General features: G+C 68.8%; 16 protein-coding genes. 7 read left to right on the forward strand and 9 right to left on the reverse strand.

What is annotated here, in order from left to right; all coding sequences use genetic code 11:
* Positions 1 to 8: 8 nt before the first annotated feature.
* Genes AB0M51_RS03175 through AB0M51_RS03185 form a run of 3 tightly spaced genes read right to left on the reverse strand, consistent with a single transcriptional unit; the run spans position 9 to position 1,876 of the window.
* Entirely contained in the window at positions 9 to 410 is a 402-nt protein-coding gene (locus tag AB0M51_RS03175) for a MarR family winged helix-turn-helix transcriptional regulator (protein WP_363747880.1), read from the reverse strand.
* A 17-nt stretch (positions 411 to 427) separates the two neighbouring features.
* Positions 428 to 796 (reverse strand): hypothetical protein, encoded by a 369-nt coding sequence (locus AB0M51_RS03180; RefSeq protein ID WP_363747882.1) that lies wholly within the window; start codon positions 794 to 796, stop codon positions 428 to 430.
* 30 nt (positions 797 to 826) lie between these two features.
* Complete coding sequence (locus AB0M51_RS03185; protein WP_363747884.1) at positions 827 to 1,876, reverse strand: LLM class flavin-dependent oxidoreductase; 1,050 nt, start codon at positions 1,874 to 1,876, stop codon at positions 827 to 829.
* A gap of 77 nt (positions 1,877 to 1,953) precedes the next feature.
* On the opposite strand from AB0M51_RS03185, the gene AB0M51_RS03190 reads away from it, so the two are divergent.
* The 3 genes from AB0M51_RS03190 to AB0M51_RS03200 all read left to right on the forward strand — a co-directional run bounded on the left by AB0M51_RS03190 (position 1,954) and on the right by AB0M51_RS03200 (position 6,373).
* Complete coding sequence (locus tag AB0M51_RS03190; protein ID WP_363747886.1) at positions 1,954 to 3,348, forward strand: DUF2252 domain-containing protein; 1,395 nt, start codon at positions 1,954 to 1,956, stop codon at positions 3,346 to 3,348.
* Between the two features lie 82 nt (positions 3,349 to 3,430).
* Positions 3,431 to 4,414, forward strand: a complete 984-nt coding sequence (locus tag AB0M51_RS03195; RefSeq protein ID WP_363747888.1) for an aldo/keto reductase — start codon at positions 3,431 to 3,433, stop codon at positions 4,412 to 4,414.
* Between the two features lie 87 nt (positions 4,415 to 4,501).
* The gene (locus tag AB0M51_RS03200; RefSeq protein ID WP_363747890.1) at positions 4,502 to 6,373 is read left to right on the forward strand and encodes a glycoside hydrolase family 76 protein; all 1,872 of its coding nucleotides are present in this window, start codon (positions 4,502 to 4,504) and stop codon (positions 6,371 to 6,373) included.
* Between the two features lie 89 nt (positions 6,374 to 6,462).
* Here AB0M51_RS03200 and AB0M51_RS03205 read toward each other — a convergent pair whose 3' ends face one another.
* Positions 6,463 to 7,476: an aldo/keto reductase gene (locus AB0M51_RS03205; RefSeq protein ID WP_344198129.1), complete on the reverse strand. Its 1,014-nt coding sequence runs from the start codon at positions 7,474 to 7,476 to the stop codon at positions 6,463 to 6,465.
* Positions 7,477 to 7,588: 112 nt separating this feature from the next.
* Here AB0M51_RS03205 and AB0M51_RS03210 point away from each other — a divergent pair, with 112 nt between their 5' ends.
* Complete coding sequence (locus tag AB0M51_RS03210) at positions 7,589 to 8,431, forward strand: helix-turn-helix transcriptional regulator (protein ID WP_363748493.1); 843 nt, start codon at positions 7,589 to 7,591, stop codon at positions 8,429 to 8,431.
* 7 nt (positions 8,432 to 8,438) lie between these two features.
* Here AB0M51_RS03210 and AB0M51_RS03215 read toward each other — a convergent pair whose 3' ends face one another.
* Positions 8,439 to 9,005: a helix-turn-helix domain-containing protein gene (locus tag AB0M51_RS03215; protein ID WP_344198133.1), complete on the reverse strand. Its 567-nt coding sequence runs from the start codon at positions 9,003 to 9,005 to the stop codon at positions 8,439 to 8,441.
* Positions 9,006 to 9,090: 85 nt separating this feature from the next.
* Between AB0M51_RS03215 and AB0M51_RS03220 the strand changes: the two genes are divergently transcribed.
* Together AB0M51_RS03220 and AB0M51_RS03225 are read left to right on the forward strand one after the other, a co-directional pair.
* A complete protein-coding gene (locus AB0M51_RS03220; RefSeq protein ID WP_363747892.1) occupies positions 9,091 to 9,978 on the forward strand; it encodes an aldo/keto reductase in 888 nt (295 codons plus the stop codon).
* A 174-nt stretch (positions 9,979 to 10,152) separates the two neighbouring features.
* Positions 10,153 to 11,109 (forward strand): DUF4268 domain-containing protein, encoded by a 957-nt coding sequence (locus AB0M51_RS03225; protein ID WP_363747894.1) that lies wholly within the window; start codon positions 10,153 to 10,155, stop codon positions 11,107 to 11,109.
* A gap of 62 nt (positions 11,110 to 11,171) precedes the next feature.
* Here the strand turns inward: AB0M51_RS03225 and AB0M51_RS03230 are convergent, their stop codons facing one another.
* On the reverse strand, positions 11,172 to 11,699 hold the full coding sequence (locus AB0M51_RS03230) for a DUF2231 domain-containing protein (RefSeq protein ID WP_363747896.1): 528 nt from the start codon (positions 11,697 to 11,699) through the stop codon (positions 11,172 to 11,174).
* Between the two features lie 95 nt (positions 11,700 to 11,794).
* Positions 11,795 to 13,219 (reverse strand): type I glutamate--ammonia ligase, encoded by a 1,425-nt coding sequence (gene glnA, locus AB0M51_RS03235; protein ID WP_363747898.1) that lies wholly within the window; start codon positions 13,217 to 13,219, stop codon positions 11,795 to 11,797.
* A 189-nt stretch (positions 13,220 to 13,408) separates the two neighbouring features.
* On the opposite strand from glnA, the gene AB0M51_RS03240 reads away from it, so the two are divergent.
* Positions 13,409 to 13,870, forward strand: coding sequence for an RDD family protein (locus tag AB0M51_RS03240; protein ID WP_363747900.1), 462 nt, complete (start codon positions 13,409 to 13,411; stop codon positions 13,868 to 13,870).
* Here the strand turns inward: AB0M51_RS03240 and AB0M51_RS03245 are convergent.
* Positions 13,867 to 15,141: a cyclopropane-fatty-acyl-phospholipid synthase family protein gene (locus tag AB0M51_RS03245; RefSeq protein WP_344198144.1), complete on the reverse strand. Its 1,275-nt coding sequence runs from the start codon at positions 15,139 to 15,141 to the stop codon at positions 13,867 to 13,869. The genes AB0M51_RS03240 and AB0M51_RS03245 overlap by 4 nt on opposite strands.
* 113 nt (positions 15,142 to 15,254) lie before the next feature.
* Positions 15,255 to 15,950 carry a DUF4191 domain-containing protein gene (locus AB0M51_RS03250; RefSeq protein WP_344198145.1) on the reverse strand — a complete coding sequence of 232 codons (696 nt, stop codon included), beginning with the start codon at positions 15,948 to 15,950 and terminating at the stop codon, positions 15,255 to 15,257.
* Positions 15,951 to 15,959: the final 9 nt, after the last annotated feature.

Consider the following 15,959-nt stretch of genomic DNA (forward strand, 5'->3'; position numbering starts at 1 on the left):
ACGTTCAATCAGCCTTCAAGGCGCGACCGCTCCAGCAGGCTCAACAGGTCCCGGCGGAACTGGGTACGACGTCGCTCGGTCCAACCCGCGCTGAGTTCCGAGAACACCTGCTCCTGCCATCCGTGTGCCTGCGCGAGCAGTTCGAGCCCGGTGTCCGTCACGCCGACCTCACGCCGGCGCGCATCGCCCCCTGCGGCCCGCACTTCCAGATACCCCGCTGACGCGGCCTCCTTCACCATCCGGGACGCGCCACTCTGGTCGATTCCGATCTCGTGGGCGACCGCGTTGATCGTCGCGGTCCCGCGCCCGCTGACGGCGTACACGGACTCCACCACCATCACGAGCCGCCCCTGCTCGGCGACGTCAGGCGCCGTACGTCGCGCCCAGTGGCGTACGAACTCGAACAACACCTGCCCCGGTCCCGCGCTCACTCTGTCGCGGCCAGCTCGCGCCAGATGTATGCCAACTCCAAGGCCTGCTTCAGATCCGGCAACCGGAGCGCGGCCGACACCTTGTCGCCGGTCACCCGGAAGACCGTCGCCACCCGCGTCGGCCGGGGAGTGTCCGGCCAGGTCGCATCCTCCTCGACCACCATCATCCGGTCGCTGATCGGGTGCCAGGACCGCGGCATCAGCTTGATCCCGGACCGTTCCACCCAGTCCGCGAACCCGTCCGGGGTGATCGGCCCGGCGCCCTTCGGTCCGAGTACCACCACCGGGTCACTCACCACCTCGGCAACGGCTTCTCTGTCGTTCACCTGTTGATGCCAGCGGTTGATCGCTCCTTCGAGGTCCATGGTGGTAATTGTATGCGATTCGCATAGATTTCAGTGGAGCAAGGGCAGCAGTTGGTCGCCGATGCGGATGGTTTCCTCGCGGTACGGGGTGTCGGAGAGGATGAAGTGGGTGACGCCGAGGTCGCGGTAGCGGCGGAGGGACTTCGCCACGTCGTCGGGGGAGCCGACCAGCCAGGTCGTGCCGGCGCCTCCGCCGCCGTACTTTCCGGGAGCGGTGTAGAGGTTCTCGTCCAGGACCTCACCGCGTTCGGTGAGCTCCAGAAGGCGTTGCTGGCCGACGGCCTTGAACCAGCGGTGGTCCCGGGCGCCTTGTTTTTCGGCCATCCGGGCAACCTTGGACTCGGCATCGGCCCAGGCTTGGTCCGTGGTGTCACGGACGAGCGTGGTGATGCGCAGGCCGAACTCGAGGGGCGGGTGTTCGCGGCCGAGTTCGGCTTCCAGTACCCGCAGCGCGGCGATCCGGGCGGCGATGCCGTCGAGTGGTTCGCCCCAGAAGAGCTGCACGTCGGCATCCGTCGCGGCGACCCGCTGCGCCGCGTCGGACGCGCCGCCGAAGTACAGCCTGGGATGCGGCCGGCCTTCGCGTACGACGGGTCGCGTGGCGACGGTGGATCCGCGGACCGAGAAGTACTCGCCGTCGTACGTCACGTCCTCCGCGGTCCACAACCGCCGTACCAGTTGCAGGAACTCCTTGGTGCGGGCGTAGCGCTGCGGCTGGTCGCCCTCGCTGTCGCCGTACGCGGCGAGGTTGTCCTGCCCGGAGACGATGTTGATCAGCAGCCGCCCGCCGGTGAGCTGGTCGAGCGTGCTCGCGGCGGAGGCGAAGTGCGCGGGATGCCAGTACCCGGGGCGGATCGCGGCCAGCGGCTGGAACGTCGTCGTCCGGGCGGCGAGCGCGGTCGCGACCGTGAACGTGTCCGGCCGGCCCCACCCGGTGCCGAGCAGCGCGCCGGACCAACCGTGGTCCTCGGCGAGCCGGGCGAGCTCGGTCAGCCGCTCGATGCTGTTGTGTCCCCGGCCGGTGTCGTCCCCACGGTGCCCGGGCTCAACCTGATTCGGGATGTACCAGAGGAAAGTCATGGGCAGCAGAGTAAGTCGATTCAATTGGTTGACTTTGGGTGTCTCAGGTCGTGGTCTCCGCGTGGGACGCTGAGTTCATGAACGAGGAGCTGACGGCGGCGGAGCGGGCGGCGCGGGGCAAGGCGGTACGTCGGAAGGTCCCGCTGGAGGCGCATGCCGAGGTGCGGTTGAGCGCGACGCGCGACCCCGTCGGGCTGGTGCTCAGGCAGGCCGAGGGGCGGGTGCCCGCGCTGGTGCCGATCCGGCACGGACGGATGCTGGTGTCGCCGTTCACGTTCTACCGCGGAGCGGCGCTGGTGATGGCCGCGGATCTTGCCGGGACCACGCCGACCGGGCTCGACGTGCAGCTGTGCGGGGACGCGCACCTGTCGAACTTCGGCGCGTACGCGTCGCCGGATCGGCGGCTGGTGTTCGACATCAACGACTTCGACGAGACGTTGCCGGGGTCGTTCGAGTGGGACGTGAAGCGACTGGCGGCGAGCTTCGTAGTCGCGGGTCGTGACAACGGGTTCAGCTCGAAGCAGTGCCGTACGGTCGTGCGGACCGTGGCGCGGCACTACCGGGAGGCGATGCGGGAGTTCGCCGCGCAGCCGATCCTGGCTGTCTGGTACGCACGGCTGGACATCGAGGAACTCGTCCAACGCTACAGGGCGACAGTGAAGTCGGCGCAGCGCAAGCAGCTGAAGGCGGTCGAGGGAAAGCTGGCAAAGGCATACACGCGGACCAGCATGCAGGCGATCGGCAAGCTCACCTCGGTGGTCGACGGAAGACGACGGATCGTCGCGGACCCTCCGTTGGTCGTCCCGCTGGAGCAGCTGACCGAGATCGACGGGTCTATGGTGCTCGGGCAGTTGCGGCACCTCGTCGAGGGGTACCGCAGCACGCTGCAGCAGGACCGGCGGCATCTGCTCGACAACTACCGGCTCACCGGTGTCGCACACAAGGTCGTCGGCGTGGGCAGCGTCGGCACCCGCGCGTGGATCATGCTGCTGGAGTCGACCGTCGCCGACGAGGCGCTGTTGTTGCAGGCCAAGCAGGCCCGTCCGTCCGCGTTGTCGACGTACCTCTCCCCGTCCGTGCACGCCAACGAAGGCGAGCGGGTCGTCGCCGGCCAGCGCCTGATGCAGGCCGCCAGCGACATCTTCCTCGGCTGGCTCCGCGCCGAGGCGGCCGACGGTGAACAGGATTACTACGTCCGCCAGCTCCGGGACTGGAAGCTCTCCGCCGACATCGAAACCCTCAACCCCGAGGCCATGACCCTGTACGCCCGCCTCTGCGGCTGGACCCTGGCCCGTGCCCACGCCCGCTCCGGCGACCGCTTCGCCCTCGCCGCCTACCTCGGCAAGTCCACGCGTTTCGACGAAGCCGTCGCCACCTTCGCCGCGACGTACGCCGATCTCAACCAGACCGACCATCAAACCTTCACCGAAGCCGTCCGCTCCGGCCGGGTCGAGGCCCGGACCGGCGTCTGACCCCGCGCTGCCCACTCAGTAGCCAGGATTGTCGGCGTCAGCAGGAATGGTTGTTGGACTCCCGGCCGGGTTTGTGCGCACGATGCTGGAAACGTTCCCGTTGGCGGAGGTTCGGATGGTACGGCGGTCGATCGGTGAGGTGGAGATCAGTGGGCTCGGGATGGGGTGCTGGGCCATCGGTGGGCCGCATGCCCGGCAGGGGAGTCCGGTCGGGTGGGGCGTCATCGACGACGGGGAGTCGGTGCGGGCGTTGCGGCGGGCGTACGAGCTCGGCGTGACGTTCTTCGACACGGCTGACGTCTACGGGTGCGGGCACAGCGAGAAGCTGATCGCGGAGGCGCTCGGGGACGTCCGGGACGAGATCGTGATCGCGTCGAAGGCCGGGTACACCTACGTCGAGGAGACGCGGGAGGCGCCGGGGGAGAACGGGGATCCGGAGTACATCCGCTGGGCCTGCGACGAGTCGTTGCGGCGGCTGAACACCGACCGGATCGACCTGTACCAGTTCCATCTCGGTGGGTACGACCTGGCGAAGGCGGACGAGGTGCTCGCGGTCTTCGAGGAACTGGTTGCCGCGGGCAAGGCCCGGGCGATCGGGTGGAGTACGGACGACCCGGAGCGGGCGGCGGTGTTCGCGAAAAGCCCGCACTGCAAGGCGATCCAGCAGCACTTCAACGTGTTCGGCGGCAACGCGGACGTGCTCGCGCTGTGTGAGGAGCGCGGGCTGGCGAGTATCGTCCGGGGTCCGCTCGGGATGGGCCTGCTGACCGGGAAGTTCACCGCGGACAGCACGCTGCCCGCGGACGACGTACGGCACGGGTGGGACTTCCGGACCGGTGACCAGGCCGAGTCGTTGCGCCGACTGGAGGCGATCCGCGACGTACTGACCTCGGACGGGCGGACGCTCGCGCAGGGTGCGCTCGGCTGGTTGTGGGGCCGGAGCGAGGCGTTCGTGCCGATTCCCGGGTTCAAGACGGTCGCGCAGGTGGAGGAGAACGCGGGCGCTCTGCGGCACGGGCCGCTGACGTCGGCGCAGCTCGCGCAGATTGTTGACATTCTGCAGTAGGACGACCCATTGACATCGTTGTCTCGCGCGACGACGATTCTTCCTCGAGGCTCGGTGAAACGTTTCCAAGCTCGAGGAGATCCGTCCATGCCCGTCCATCGTCGTACCTTCCGTCTACTGCTGGCCGGGGCGGTGACGCTCGCCCTCGGGCTGGTGTCGCCACCGGCCGGCGCCAGTCCCGGCGAGGCCGCGTCCGGCCCGACCGCGGTCGCCCGGGCGCGTGTCGCCGCCGACCAGCTGATGAGCTCCTACGAACCGGGCAAGGCCTGGTTCCCGTCGAGCTGGTGGAACTCGGCTGTCGCATTGCAGACAATCGGCGACTACATGCAGCGCACCGGCGACCGTCGCTACCTGCCGCAGCTGGACAACACGTTCGAGAAGGACAAGGGCGCGTTCCCCGCCGGGTACCTGTCCGGCGACGAGTTGCTCGGCAACTTCACCAGCCGCGCGATCGACGACTCCGAGTGGTGGGGCCTGACCTGGGTGCAGGCGTACGACCTGACCAAGAACCCGAAGTACCTCGACATGGCGGTCAAGATCGCGGAGTACGTCGAGGGCTACTGGGACCCGAGCACGTGTGGCGGCGGTGTCTGGTGGAACGGCGAACGCACGTACAAGAACGCCGTCACCAACGGCCTGTGGATCCGCTTGACCGCCGAGCTGCACAACCGGATGCCGGATGACACCCGCTGGCTCGGCCGCGCGCAGGAGGGCTGGAACTGGTTCACGAAGAGCGGCATGATCAACTCCGCCGGCCTGGTGAACGACGGACTCAAGGACAACTGCCAGAGCAACGGCGACACGGTCTGGTCCTACAACCAGGGCCTCGCGATCGGCGCCGGCCTCGAACTGTGGAGGGCGACTCGCAACCCCGCGTTGCTGACCACCGTACGGCGGCTGGCCGACGCCGCGATCGCCCCCGGCGGACTCGTCACTGATGGCGTACTCACGGAGTACTGCGACGCGCCGGGCCGGACGTGTGACGACAACGGCAAGCAGTTCAAGGGCATCTTCATGCGGTACTGGACGGACCTCGCCGACACCACGCACGACAGCCGCTACGCCGACTTCGTCGCGCAGCAGGCCGCCACGATCTGGGACAACGACCGCGACGCGTCCGACCGGCTGGGGGAGCGGTGGTCCGGGCAGACCCCGAACGTCTTCGACTGGCGTACCCAGGCCAGCGCCCTGAGCGCGCTGCTGGCCGCCGTACCGGCCACGCCGCCGATCCGGTCGTTGTCCGCGACAACTGACCCGGCGCTCCCGGTCGTGATGCCCTCGGCAAGCACTCATGTGAAGGTGACGGTCGATGTCCAGGCCACCGGCCCGGCCGACCAGCAGATCACGGCCAACGTCCAGGCGGCCGCCCCGTCAGGCTGGACGGTGACGCCGACGCGTTCGTCGGTGACCCTGACGACCCGCGGTAACGCCGTACCCGTGCACGCCGCTGTGCAGCTCGACGTGACGATCCCGGCCGGTGCGGCGGACGGCACGCATTCGGTGACCGCGACCGTGACGTCCGGTCCGCTGCTCTCGTACAGCACGCGGTCCGACATCCTCATCGCCCACAAGGCCGACTTCGACACCGGTACGTCGGCCGAGACGCCGTGGCTGTACGACGCCGACGGGTCGCAGAGCAACGGCGTACAGAACCGGTTCGCGGACGGGCACTCGTACTTCGTCTACCGCTTCCCGTTCCCGGCCGACGCGAAGTCTGCATCCGTAGTGTTGACAATCGACAACGAGTTCGCCGTCCAGCTCAGTGGCGACGGGCAGAACTGGACCACGGTCGCCACCGAGACGAACCAGTACCACGACGGCCAGAACAAGGCCGACCGCACGTTCGACCTCACGCCGTACCTGGGCGCCGGAAAGGCCGGCTACGTCCGCATCTCCGACTCGTTCCCCAACGACGGCTGGGGCGGCCGCGTCTACCACGTGACGGCGACGTACAAGTAGACCGCTCGTACATCCGTCCGGTGCCGGGACACCAGGCCGTAGGCAAGCTATGGCCTGGTGTCCCGCTCCCAAAACCGGTTCGGGGAGCGCTAGGCCGCGGCTCGGCCTTCGATCGGGCGGCGACGGAGGCCGGCGTCGAGAATGGGCGGCGTGTCGTAGTCCATGTCGAGCCGGCCGACGTCGGTGCCCGGCGGAACGATCTTGTCGATCTGGTCGAGGACGTCGTCGCCGAGCACCACGTCCACGCCGGCCAGCGCGTCGTCGAGATGTTCCATCGTGCGCGGCCCGATGATCGCCGACGTGACGGCCGGGTGCGCGATCGCGAACGCCATCGCGAGATGGGTCAGCTTGAGTCCGGCCGCCTCGGCGACCGGGACCAACTGCTCGACGGCGTCGAGTCGCCGCTGATCGGTCATGTGGCCGAAGACCGCCGTCCGCCGCAGGTCGGCGGGGGAGCGGCCGGTGAGCAGGCCTTGTGCGAGCGGGCTCCAGACCAGCGCGCCCATTCCGTACCGCTGGACGACCGGCAGCACCTCGCGCTCGATTCCGCGGTTCAGGATCGAGTACGGCGGCTGCTCGGTACGGAACCGTTCGAGGCCGCGGCGCTCGGCCACCCAGTGCGCCTCGACGAGCTCGCTGGCCGGCATCGTCGACGTACCGATCGCTCGCACCTTGCCGCTGCGGATCAGGTCGGTCAGCGCCGAGAGGGTCTCCTCGATGTCGGTGTCCGGGTCGGGCCGGTGGACCTGGAAGAGGTCCAGGTGATCGGTGCCCAGCCGGCGCAGCGAGTTCTCGGCGGCGGTGATCAGCCAGCGCCGGGAGTTGCCGCGCTGATTGGGGTCGTCACCCATCGGCAGATGGGCCTTGGAGGCCAGGACGACATTGTCGCGGCGACCCTTGAGCGCCTTGCCGACGATCTCCTCGGACTCACCGTGCGAGTACGCGTCCGCGGTGTCGACGAAGTTGATCCCGGCATCCAGCGCCTTGTGGATGATCCGGATCGACTCGTCGTGGTCGGTGTTGCCGACGGCACCGAACATCATCGCGCCGAGGGCGTACGGGCTGACCTTGATACCGGTCCGGCCGAGTGTGCGGTAGTGCATGAAGGCTTCCTCCTTGGGTTGCTTCCAGCCTGCGGCCGGCGGCGACCGCGGGGAAGGTCCACCTCATCCACGGACAGGTTGTCCCTGGATAGCAGCGGACCCGGCACGCATGATGGAGGGTGTGATCGATCGTGACGGGCTCGCAGACTTCCTTCGCAGGCGCCGCGAGTTGCTGCGCCCGGCCGACGTCGGCCTCCCGGACGGCGTTCGCCGGCGGACGCCGGGTCTGCGTCGCGAGGAGGTCGCACAGCTCGCCGCCATCTCCACCGACTACTACTCGCGGCTGGAACAGTCCCGGGGCGCGAACCCGTCGGAGCCGATCATCGCCAACCTGGCCCGCGCCCTACGCTGCGATCTCGACGAGCGCGACCACCTCTACCATCTGGCCGGCTTCTCGTCGCCGCTGCGACTGGCCGGCAATCATCTCGATCCGGGCCTGCTGAGCCTGGTCGAACGGCTCACCGACATCCCGGTCCTGATCGCCAACGATCTGGACGAGGTGCTGTGGCAGAACGCGCTCGCCGACGTCGTCCTCGGCCCCCAGACCGGTGGACGTCGAAACCGGAATCTGACCTGGCGCTGGTTCACCGATCCCGGGCTCCGCGAGATCTTCCCGGAGGAGGACTGGGATGCCCACGCCGCTGCCCACGTCGCCGATCTCCGCGCCACTCAATCACGCCGGATGGGCGATCGAGACGTGACCGAACTGGTCGCCGATCTGTTGGAGCAGAGCGAGGAGTTCCGCGACCTGTGGGAGTTGCACGAGGTTGCGGTCCATCGCCTGCCCCGCAAGCGCTTCCTGCACGCCGAGGTCGGCGCCCTCGACCTCGCCTGCCAGACGCTGCTCACCCCGGCGGCCGACCTGCGCGTCCGTGCGTTCCTCCCGATCGAAGGCACCGATGCCCGCGAGAAGCTCGATCTGCTCCGCGTCATCGGCATGCAGACCTTCGCCTGAGCCCGTCCTAGGGGCGCAACCCGTCGATCAGGAGCGCGAGCAGACGTTCGGTCTGCTCGCGCTGCTGCTCCGGGGCGGCCGCGATCACCGCGCCGGCCATCGCCGCGACGACGTCGCCGGGCGGTACGTCGGTCCTGAGGATGCCCGCGGCCGCTCCCGCAGCAAGAAAAGGCTCCACGGCGGCGGTGAGCCGGGCGCGGGTGTGGGACTGCGTCACGGCGCCGGAGGCGACCATCGCGCGCAGATCGCCACCCATTGCTCGTTTGGAGTCGACGAAGTCCAGATAACGGTGCATCCAGGCCAGGAGGGCTTCGTCGGCGGGCGCCGCGGCGGCCATGTCCGGCGCGGCATCGCACAGGCGCGTGAGTTCCTGGTGGTAGACCGCCTCGAGGAGGGCCTCGCGGGTCGGGAAGTGCCGGTAGAGCGTGGCCACACCGACCCGGGCCCGGGCCGCGACCCGGTCGAGCGACAGCCGGACCGCCTCGCCGTTGCGCGCGGCCAGCGCGAGATCGGCGAGCTCGTCACCCGCTGCCGCTACCACCTGCTCGCGCTTGCGTGCCGCGTCCGCTCGCATAAGTGGAGAAACCTCCAGTTAGTGCTATCGTCGATTGAAGCGGAGAAATCTCCGTTTTCGTCGACTCTAGCTGAGGACACCACTGATGACATCCCCACGACCGGGCGGAACCGTCAAGCTCGGGCAGCACGAGATCGCCAGGATCGGGTACGGCGCGATGCAGCTCGAGCACGTGGACACGGCCGCGGCGACCGCCGTACTGCGCCGTGCCGTCGAGCTGGGCGTCAACCACCTCGACACCGCCTCGTTCTACGGCTTCACGACGGTCAACAAGCACATCCGCGACGCCCTGCACCCGTACCCGGCCGACCTGGTGATCGTGAGCAAGGTCGGCGCCCGCCGCGTGGACACGCCCATGCGGCTCGCCCTGGCCCAACGCCCCGAGGACCTCCGCGCGCAGGTCCACCTCGATCTCACCTCGCTCGGCCTGGACCGGATCCCGGTGGTCAACCTCCGCCGCGCCGACCAAGGCCCGGGCCTGATCGCCGAAGGTGACCAGATCGTCCCCCTCGACGACCAGCTCGCCGAACTGATTGCCCTCCGCAACGAGGGCCTGATCGGCGCGATCGGCCTCAGCAACATGAGCACCGCCCAACTCCGGCAGGCACTGCCGGCCGGCATCGTCTGCGTCCAGAACGCCTACAGCGTGCTCGACCGCTCGTCCGAGCGGCAGCTGGAGCTCTGCGCGGAGAACGGCATCGCCTGGATCCCGTACTTCCCGCTGGGCTCAGCCTTCGACCAGATTCCGTCCCCGACCGACCACCCCGTCGTACAGCAACTCGCGACCCGACTCGACACCACCCCGGCCGCCGTCTGCCTCGCCTGGATCCTCGCCCACAACGACCACACCGCCCTGATCCCAGGCACCCGCACCGTCGCCCACCTCGAGCAGAACCTGCGCACCGCCGACATCCACCTCGACACCGAAGCGCTCGCCGAACTCGACAACCTGACCAACCCCTCCAGGGCTTAGGGCGTGTCTGACAATTCCGCGCCTACTGCGGGGCACCCGGCACGGCACCTCGCCGCACGGGTGCAAAGACCACGATGCTCCGCATCGAGGCCTTCGCCCCCGCGCGCCGAGCTACCGCACCGGGCACCTCCTCGCTACGGCGCGGAATTGTCAGACATGCCCTAGTCTCTCGAGATGACGCAACCCCTCGGACGCCTGACGGCCGTGCCCGCCCGCGAGGTGTGGCCTCACGAGGCACACGACTTCACACCCTGGCTGCTCGCGAACGTCGACGTACTGTCCGATCTGCTCGGGATGGATCTCGTCCTCGACCTCGCCGAGCATCCGGTGGGCGACTTCTCGCTGGACCTCCTGGGACGCGACGAAGCCACCGGACGGACGGTCATCGTGGAGAACCAGTTGGAAGGGTCCGACCACGCCCATCTGGGCCAGATCCTCACCTACGCTGCCGGGACCAACCCCGGAACGATCGTCTGGGTGACCTCGGGCTTCCGCCCCGAGCACCGGGCGGCGCTCGACTGGCTCAATGAGCACACGGACGAGGACACTCGCTTCTTCGGCGTCGAGATCGACGTGGTGCGGATCGGCGACTCGGCACCTGCCCCCGCGTTCAAGCTGGTTGCGCAGCCGAACGACTGGGAGAAGCAGGTCAAGTCCGCGACGGCAGCCGCCACCGGGACGATGACCGACCGCGACCGGTTGTACTGGGATTTCTGGGAGCAGACGCGGACTGCGATTCAGGCGCGGCATCCGGGATGGAGCAGGGCGCGTTCGTCGACCAAGGCGTCGTGGTTCAACATGGCGGTCGGGACCAGTGGCGCCGTCGTGTCGATGTCGTTCACCCGGGCAGGGCTGTGCGTGCAGTTGTACTTCGAGGCGCCCGACGCGGCCGCGAACCAGGCCCGCTACGACGCACTTCTCGCACGGAGGGACGAGTTCGACGCGGCTCTCGGCGAGAGCGCCACCTGGGACCCTATGCCGGGCCGGAAGGCCGCGAGGATCGTCGTGTACTCCGAGTTCGTCGACGTGGCCGACACCGTTGCCTGGCCGGCGATGACCGAGTGGCTGATCGAAAGCCAAGGCCGGCTGCGCGCCGCCATTGACGCAGTCGGCGGCATCCCTGCCGTGTAGGCAGCGAGCCCGCTTCCCCGCGCCGAGGCGGTCCACCTCGGCGTTGCCGCCGTTGCGAACCCCTAGTCCCGGCGGGCGGTCCCGCGTTGCAGCGCAAGATGGCCGCCGAGGAAGCCGGCACCTGCCATCACCAGGTTCCCGGCCAGAGCGAGTGCGGTGCCGCGCTCGTGTTGGCCGCGTAGCCGTGCGACGAGCGAGCCGACGAAGAGGAATGTTGCCGTGTCCGCGCCGAGCGAGTGGACGGCACCGATCCGGCGTTCCTCGCCGGACAGCTCCGACCAGTCGGCGGCGCCGGCGAGCGCTGTCGGCATCGCGGCCAGTACGCCGCAGCCCGCGAGCAGTGTCGCGCCCCGCCGGGACCCGGATCCACCGGCAAGGTCGAGGAGCGATGCGCCGAGCCAGCATCCGGTCGTCACGTCGGTCAGCGACGGATGCACGGAATGACCGAGCACGTCGGTGTGCAGGAAGCTCTGCCGCGCCCAGCCGATCAGCGGCCGGTACAAGACCTCCTGGGCGTGGGCGAGCCGCTCGGCCAGGGGGCTTTCGCCTACCGCGCGGACCACACGTTGCGGCAGAGATCTCGACGCCACACCCTCACCGTACGCCCCGGCCGACACCCGCGAAAGAACTGGAACGGCGGCCGACCTCGAGAGGTCGGCCGCCGGTTCAGCGGGTCAGGTGCGACTCACACGTCGTAGTACAGCTCGAACTCGTGCGGGTGGGGGCGGAGCTGGATCGGGGCGATCTCGTTGTCGCGCTTGAGGTCGATCCAGGTCTCGATCAGGTCGGAGGTGAAGACGTCGCCCTCGAGCAGGAACTCGTGGTCGGCCTCGAGAGAGTCGATCACGGCCGGCAGCGAGGTCGGCACCTGGGCGATACCCGCGTGCTCCTCCGGCGGCAGCTCGTAGAGGTCCTTGTCGACCGGGTCGGCCGGCTCGATCTTGTTGCGGATGCCGTCCAGGCCGGCCAGCAGCTGGGCCGAGAACGCCAGGTACGGGTTCGCCGACGGGTCCGGGCAGCGGAACTCGATGCGCTTGGCCTTCGGGTTCGAGCCGGTGATCGGGATCCGGATGCAGGCCGAGCGGTTCCGGGACGAGTAGACCAGGTTGACCGGCGCCTCGAAGCCCGGCACCAGGCGGTGGTACGAGTTCACCGTCGGGTTCGTGAAGGCCAGCAGCGACGGGGCGTGCTTCAGCAGGCCGCCGATGTACCAGCGGGCCACGTCGGACAGGCCGCCGTACCCGGACTCGTCGTAGAACAGCGGGTCGCCGTTGCTCCACAGCGACTGGTGGCAGTGCATGCCGGAGCCGTTGTCACCGAAGATCGGCTTCGGCATGAAGGTCGCGGTCTTGCCGGCCTTCCAGGCGGTGTTCTTGACGATGTACTTGAACTTCATCACGTCGTCGGCGGCCTTGAGCAGCTCGTCGAAGCGGAAGTTGATCTCGGCCTGACCCGCCGTGCCGACCTCGTGGTGGGCGCGCTCGACGATCAGCCCGGACCGCTCCAGCGCCAGTGTGATGTCGTCGCGCAGCTCACCGAAGTGGTCGGTCGGCGCGACGGGGAAGTAGCCACCCTTGTAGCGGACCTTGTAGCCGCGGTTGCCGCCGTCCTCGACCCGGCCGGTGTTCCAGGCGCCGGCGATCGAGTCGATCGAGTAGTGCGCGCCGTTCGACTTGGTCTCGAACCGGACGTCGTCGAAGACGTAGAACTCGGCCTCCGGCGCGAAGAACGCGGTGTCCGCGATACCGGTCGACTTCAGGTACTCCTGGGCCTTCCGGGCGATGTTGCGCGGGTCCCGGCTGTACGCCTCACCGGTCAGCGGGTCGTGCACGAAGAAGTTCACGACCAGCGTCTTGGCGCTGCGGAACTCGTCGATGAACGCGCTGGTCGGGTCCGGCAGCAGCTTCATGTCCGACTCGTGGATCTGCTGGAAGCCGCGCACCGACGAACCGTCGAACGCCAGGCCCTCCTCGAAGACCTCGGGACCGAACGACGACACCGGAACGGTGAAGTGCTGCATGATGCCCGGAAGGTCGCAGAACCGGATGTCGACGATCTCGACTCCCTCGTCCTTGACGTAGGCGAGCAGCTCCTCCGCGCTGGAAAACATACGTACTCCTAGGGTGGCTCAGAGATTCATCTGAACGTAGGGCCTGCCGGTTTCTCCGTCGTGACCCTGATGTTTCGCGGATGTTACGCCCAGCGTGTCCGCGCTGACCCACTGGTGTACGGCGGTTACGCCCTGAGATCTCGCAGCCCGCGCCGCGCGCTCCCGGAACGTGTCCGTAGGCTAGCCATCATGGCATCATCCGCTTCGCCCGCAACCGGGCCCTCCGGAGAATTCCGATACCCGGGCAACCGGCTGGGTCTGCCCGAGGAGGGTTCCGGCTCGGTCGGAAGCTGGGGACGCCGGGTGCTCGCGCTGCTGATCGACTGGCTGCTGGCCGGCCTGATCGCGTCCGTGCTGACCGGCCGGCCGATGTGGGCCGGCGGGAACGACTACAGCCTGATGCACACCACCGCGTTCTTCGCGATGTCCGCGATCCTCGTCGGGCTGGTCGGCAGCACGATCGGGCACCGGCTGTGCGGCCTGCGGGTCGCGCCGGTGCGTGACAGGAAGACGTACGACGGTTCGCCCGGACTGCTCGCGGGCATCATCCGCAGCCTGCTGATCTGTCTCGTCATCCCGGCGGTGGTGTTCGACCGCGAGCGCCGCGGCCTCCACGACCTGGCCGCCAAGACCATCGTCGTACGGCGTTAGCGCCTGGTCAGCAGCAGCTGTACGTCGTCGAGGTAGCCGGTGCGGAAGCCCGCCTCGGAGTAGGCGAGGTAGAACTCCCACATCCGCCGGAAGGTGTCGTCGAAGCCGAGGTCCGCGATCGCCGGCCAGCGCTCGATGAACCGGTTCCGCCAGATCCGCAGTGTCCGCGCGTAGTCCGCGCCCAGGTGCCGGATCACCTCGGCGCGCAGCCCGGTGTGCTGCGCGGTGACCTCCTCGATCACCTTGATCGACGGGATCAGGCCGCCGGGGAAGATGTACTTCTGCACCCAGGTGAACGTGTTCCGGGTGGCGAGCATCCGCTCGTGCGGCATCACGATCGCCTGCACGACGCCGACCCCGCCGGGCGCCAGCCGGCGCTCGATCGCGTCGAAGTACACCGGCCAGTACTTCTCGCCGACCGCCTCGATCATCTCCACGCTCAGCACCGCGTCGAACTCGCCGATCTGGTCGCGGTAGTCGCGCAGCGCGACCTGCACCCGGTCGCCGACGCCGGCCTCGGCGATCCGCCGCTGCGCGAGCAGTGCCTGCTGGGAGGCGATCGTGATCGCGGTCACCCAGGCGCCGCGCTGCGCGGCCCGGATCGCCAGGCTGGCCCAGCCGCACCCGATGTCGAGCACCCGCGACCCGGACCGCACACCGGCGGCGTCGAGGATCGAGTCCAGCTTGCGCAGCTGCGCGGCGTTGAGTTCGTCGTACGACGCGGTCGCGAGATCAGCCGTGTCTCCGAAGTACGCCGCCGAATAGGTCAGCGTCGGGTCGAGGAACTCGGAGAACATCGCGTTGCTCAGGTCGTAGTGCCGGCTGACGTTCTCCCGGGCACCGGCCCGGTCGTTCTCCTGCTCGCCAGGCTGCGACCTGGTGACCAGCCAGCGCAGCGACTGCGCCCACTTCGGCAGCAGGTGCCGGGTCTCCTCGTTGCTGAACCGCTCGGCGAACGGCACCAGCAGGTCGGCCAGGTCGGTGCCCGGCTCAGGATCCCAGTCGCCGGCCAGGTACGCCTCGCCGAACCCCGACCCGGCGTCCTGCCCGAGCCGGTCCAGGAACGCCGACGTCCGGTGCACCCGCATGGCCGGCCCACCCAACCCGTAGGACCGGTTGCTGTCCAGGTGGATGGTGGCGGGCAGGTCCTTGGCGATCAGCCGGATCGCGGTCGCCGCACCGTACCGGCGTACCGGATTGGAACGCGGCCGGGCCAGTGTCGGCCACGTCTCGGTCTCCGGCTGATGGACCGCCGGCATGAGGTCCGTCATGTCGTCTGTTCCCCTGTAATCCCGTCCTGGTCGCACTCTATGGGCAACCAGCCTCCCCACGGCGCATGTCTGAACAGTTCAACTGCCCAACATGCCTCTTGGTTACAGTTTGATCACCGGCCGCGCATGGCCTGGCGGGCGCCCTTCAGGCTCGTCGGCACCGGACCCTTGGGCATCGGCACCTGCGGACGGACCGCGTCCAGCGCCTTCAGCCGCTGCAGCAGGTCGGTGATCTCGGACGGCTGCATGACCGCCGGGAGCTTCATCACGTGCTTGGTGAGCTTGCGGATGTCGATCTCGCCCTCGCCCTGACCGGCGATGATCTGCGTCACCGGGGCCCCGCCCGCGACCCGGTTGTGCTTCTTCGCCTCGGCGGCCAGCAGGTTCTTCACCCGGCTGGCCTGGCCCTCGCCGACCAGCACGATGCCGGGCCGGCCGACCACCCGGTGGACGATGTCGGAGTTCTTCGTGACGGCGACCGCCGGCGTCACGTTCCAGCCCCGGCGGAGCGTCTGCAGCGCCGACGCGGCGGCTCCGGCCTGGCCCTCGATCTGGCTGTACGCCGCCTTCTCGACCTTGCGGCCGAAGATGATCGTGGTGGCCAGGAACGCGAGCGCCACGCCCAGCGGCAGCCAGACCAGCAGCGGCCCGACCACCAGCGCGAGCACGACGAACACCGCGAGGATGCCGAGGAAGATCCCGGCGAGCACCAGTCCGACCTTCGGGTCGGACTTCCTGGTCATCTGATAGGCCTGCAGGATCTGCTTGAGCCTGCTGGTCTTCTCCGCGGGAGCGTCGTTCTTGGCCATCTCTACCCT

Origin of the sequence: Kribbella sp. NPDC051137, assembly GCF_040682535.1 — a bacterium.
GTDB lineage: Bacteria > Actinomycetota > Actinomycetes > Propionibacteriales > Kribbellaceae > Kribbella > Kribbella karoonensis.

What these genes read in the sequence shown, in the direction of transcription:
- AB0M51_RS03220 (WP_363747892.1), top strand. Translation starts at nt 9,091, where the DNA reads ATGACATCCCCACGACCGGGCGGAACCGTCAAGCTCGGGCAGCACGAG.
- AB0M51_RS03205 (WP_344198129.1), bottom strand. Translation starts at nt 7,476, where the DNA reads ATGCACTACCGCACACTCGGCCGGACCGGTATCAAGGTCAGCCCGTAC.
- glnA (WP_363747898.1), bottom strand. Translation starts at nt 13,219, where the DNA reads ATGTTTTCCAGCGCGGAGGAGCTGCTCGCCTACGTCAAGGACGAGGGA.
- AB0M51_RS03200 (WP_363747890.1), top strand. Translation starts at nt 4,502, where the DNA reads ATGCCCGTCCATCGTCGTACCTTCCGTCTACTGCTGGCCGGGGCGGTG.
- AB0M51_RS03225 (WP_363747894.1), top strand. Translation starts at nt 10,153, where the DNA reads ATGACGCAACCCCTCGGACGCCTGACGGCCGTGCCCGCCCGCGAGGTG.
- AB0M51_RS03215 (WP_344198133.1), bottom strand. Translation starts at nt 9,005, where the DNA reads ATGCGAGCGGACGCGGCACGCAAGCGCGAGCAGGTGGTAGCGGCAGCG.
- AB0M51_RS03250 (WP_344198145.1), bottom strand. Translation starts at nt 15,950, where the DNA reads ATGGCCAAGAACGACGCTCCCGCGGAGAAGACCAGCAGGCTCAAGCAG.
- AB0M51_RS03210 (WP_363748493.1), top strand. Translation starts at nt 7,589, where the DNA reads ATGGAGGGTGTGATCGATCGTGACGGGCTCGCAGACTTCCTTCGCAGG.
- AB0M51_RS03180 (WP_363747882.1), bottom strand. Translation starts at nt 796, where the DNA reads ATGGACCTCGAAGGAGCGATCAACCGCTGGCATCAACAGGTGAACGAC.
- AB0M51_RS03185 (WP_363747884.1), bottom strand. Translation starts at nt 1,876, where the DNA reads ATGACTTTCCTCTGGTACATCCCGAATCAGGTTGAGCCCGGGCACCGT.
- AB0M51_RS03245 (WP_344198144.1), bottom strand. Translation starts at nt 15,141, where the DNA reads ATGACGGACCTCATGCCGGCGGTCCATCAGCCGGAGACCGAGACGTGG.
- AB0M51_RS03190 (WP_363747886.1), top strand. Translation starts at nt 1,954, where the DNA reads ATGAACGAGGAGCTGACGGCGGCGGAGCGGGCGGCGCGGGGCAAGGCG.
- AB0M51_RS03240 (WP_363747900.1), top strand. Translation starts at nt 13,409, where the DNA reads ATGGCATCATCCGCTTCGCCCGCAACCGGGCCCTCCGGAGAATTCCGA.
- AB0M51_RS03195 (WP_363747888.1), top strand. Translation starts at nt 3,431, where the DNA reads ATGCTGGAAACGTTCCCGTTGGCGGAGGTTCGGATGGTACGGCGGTCG.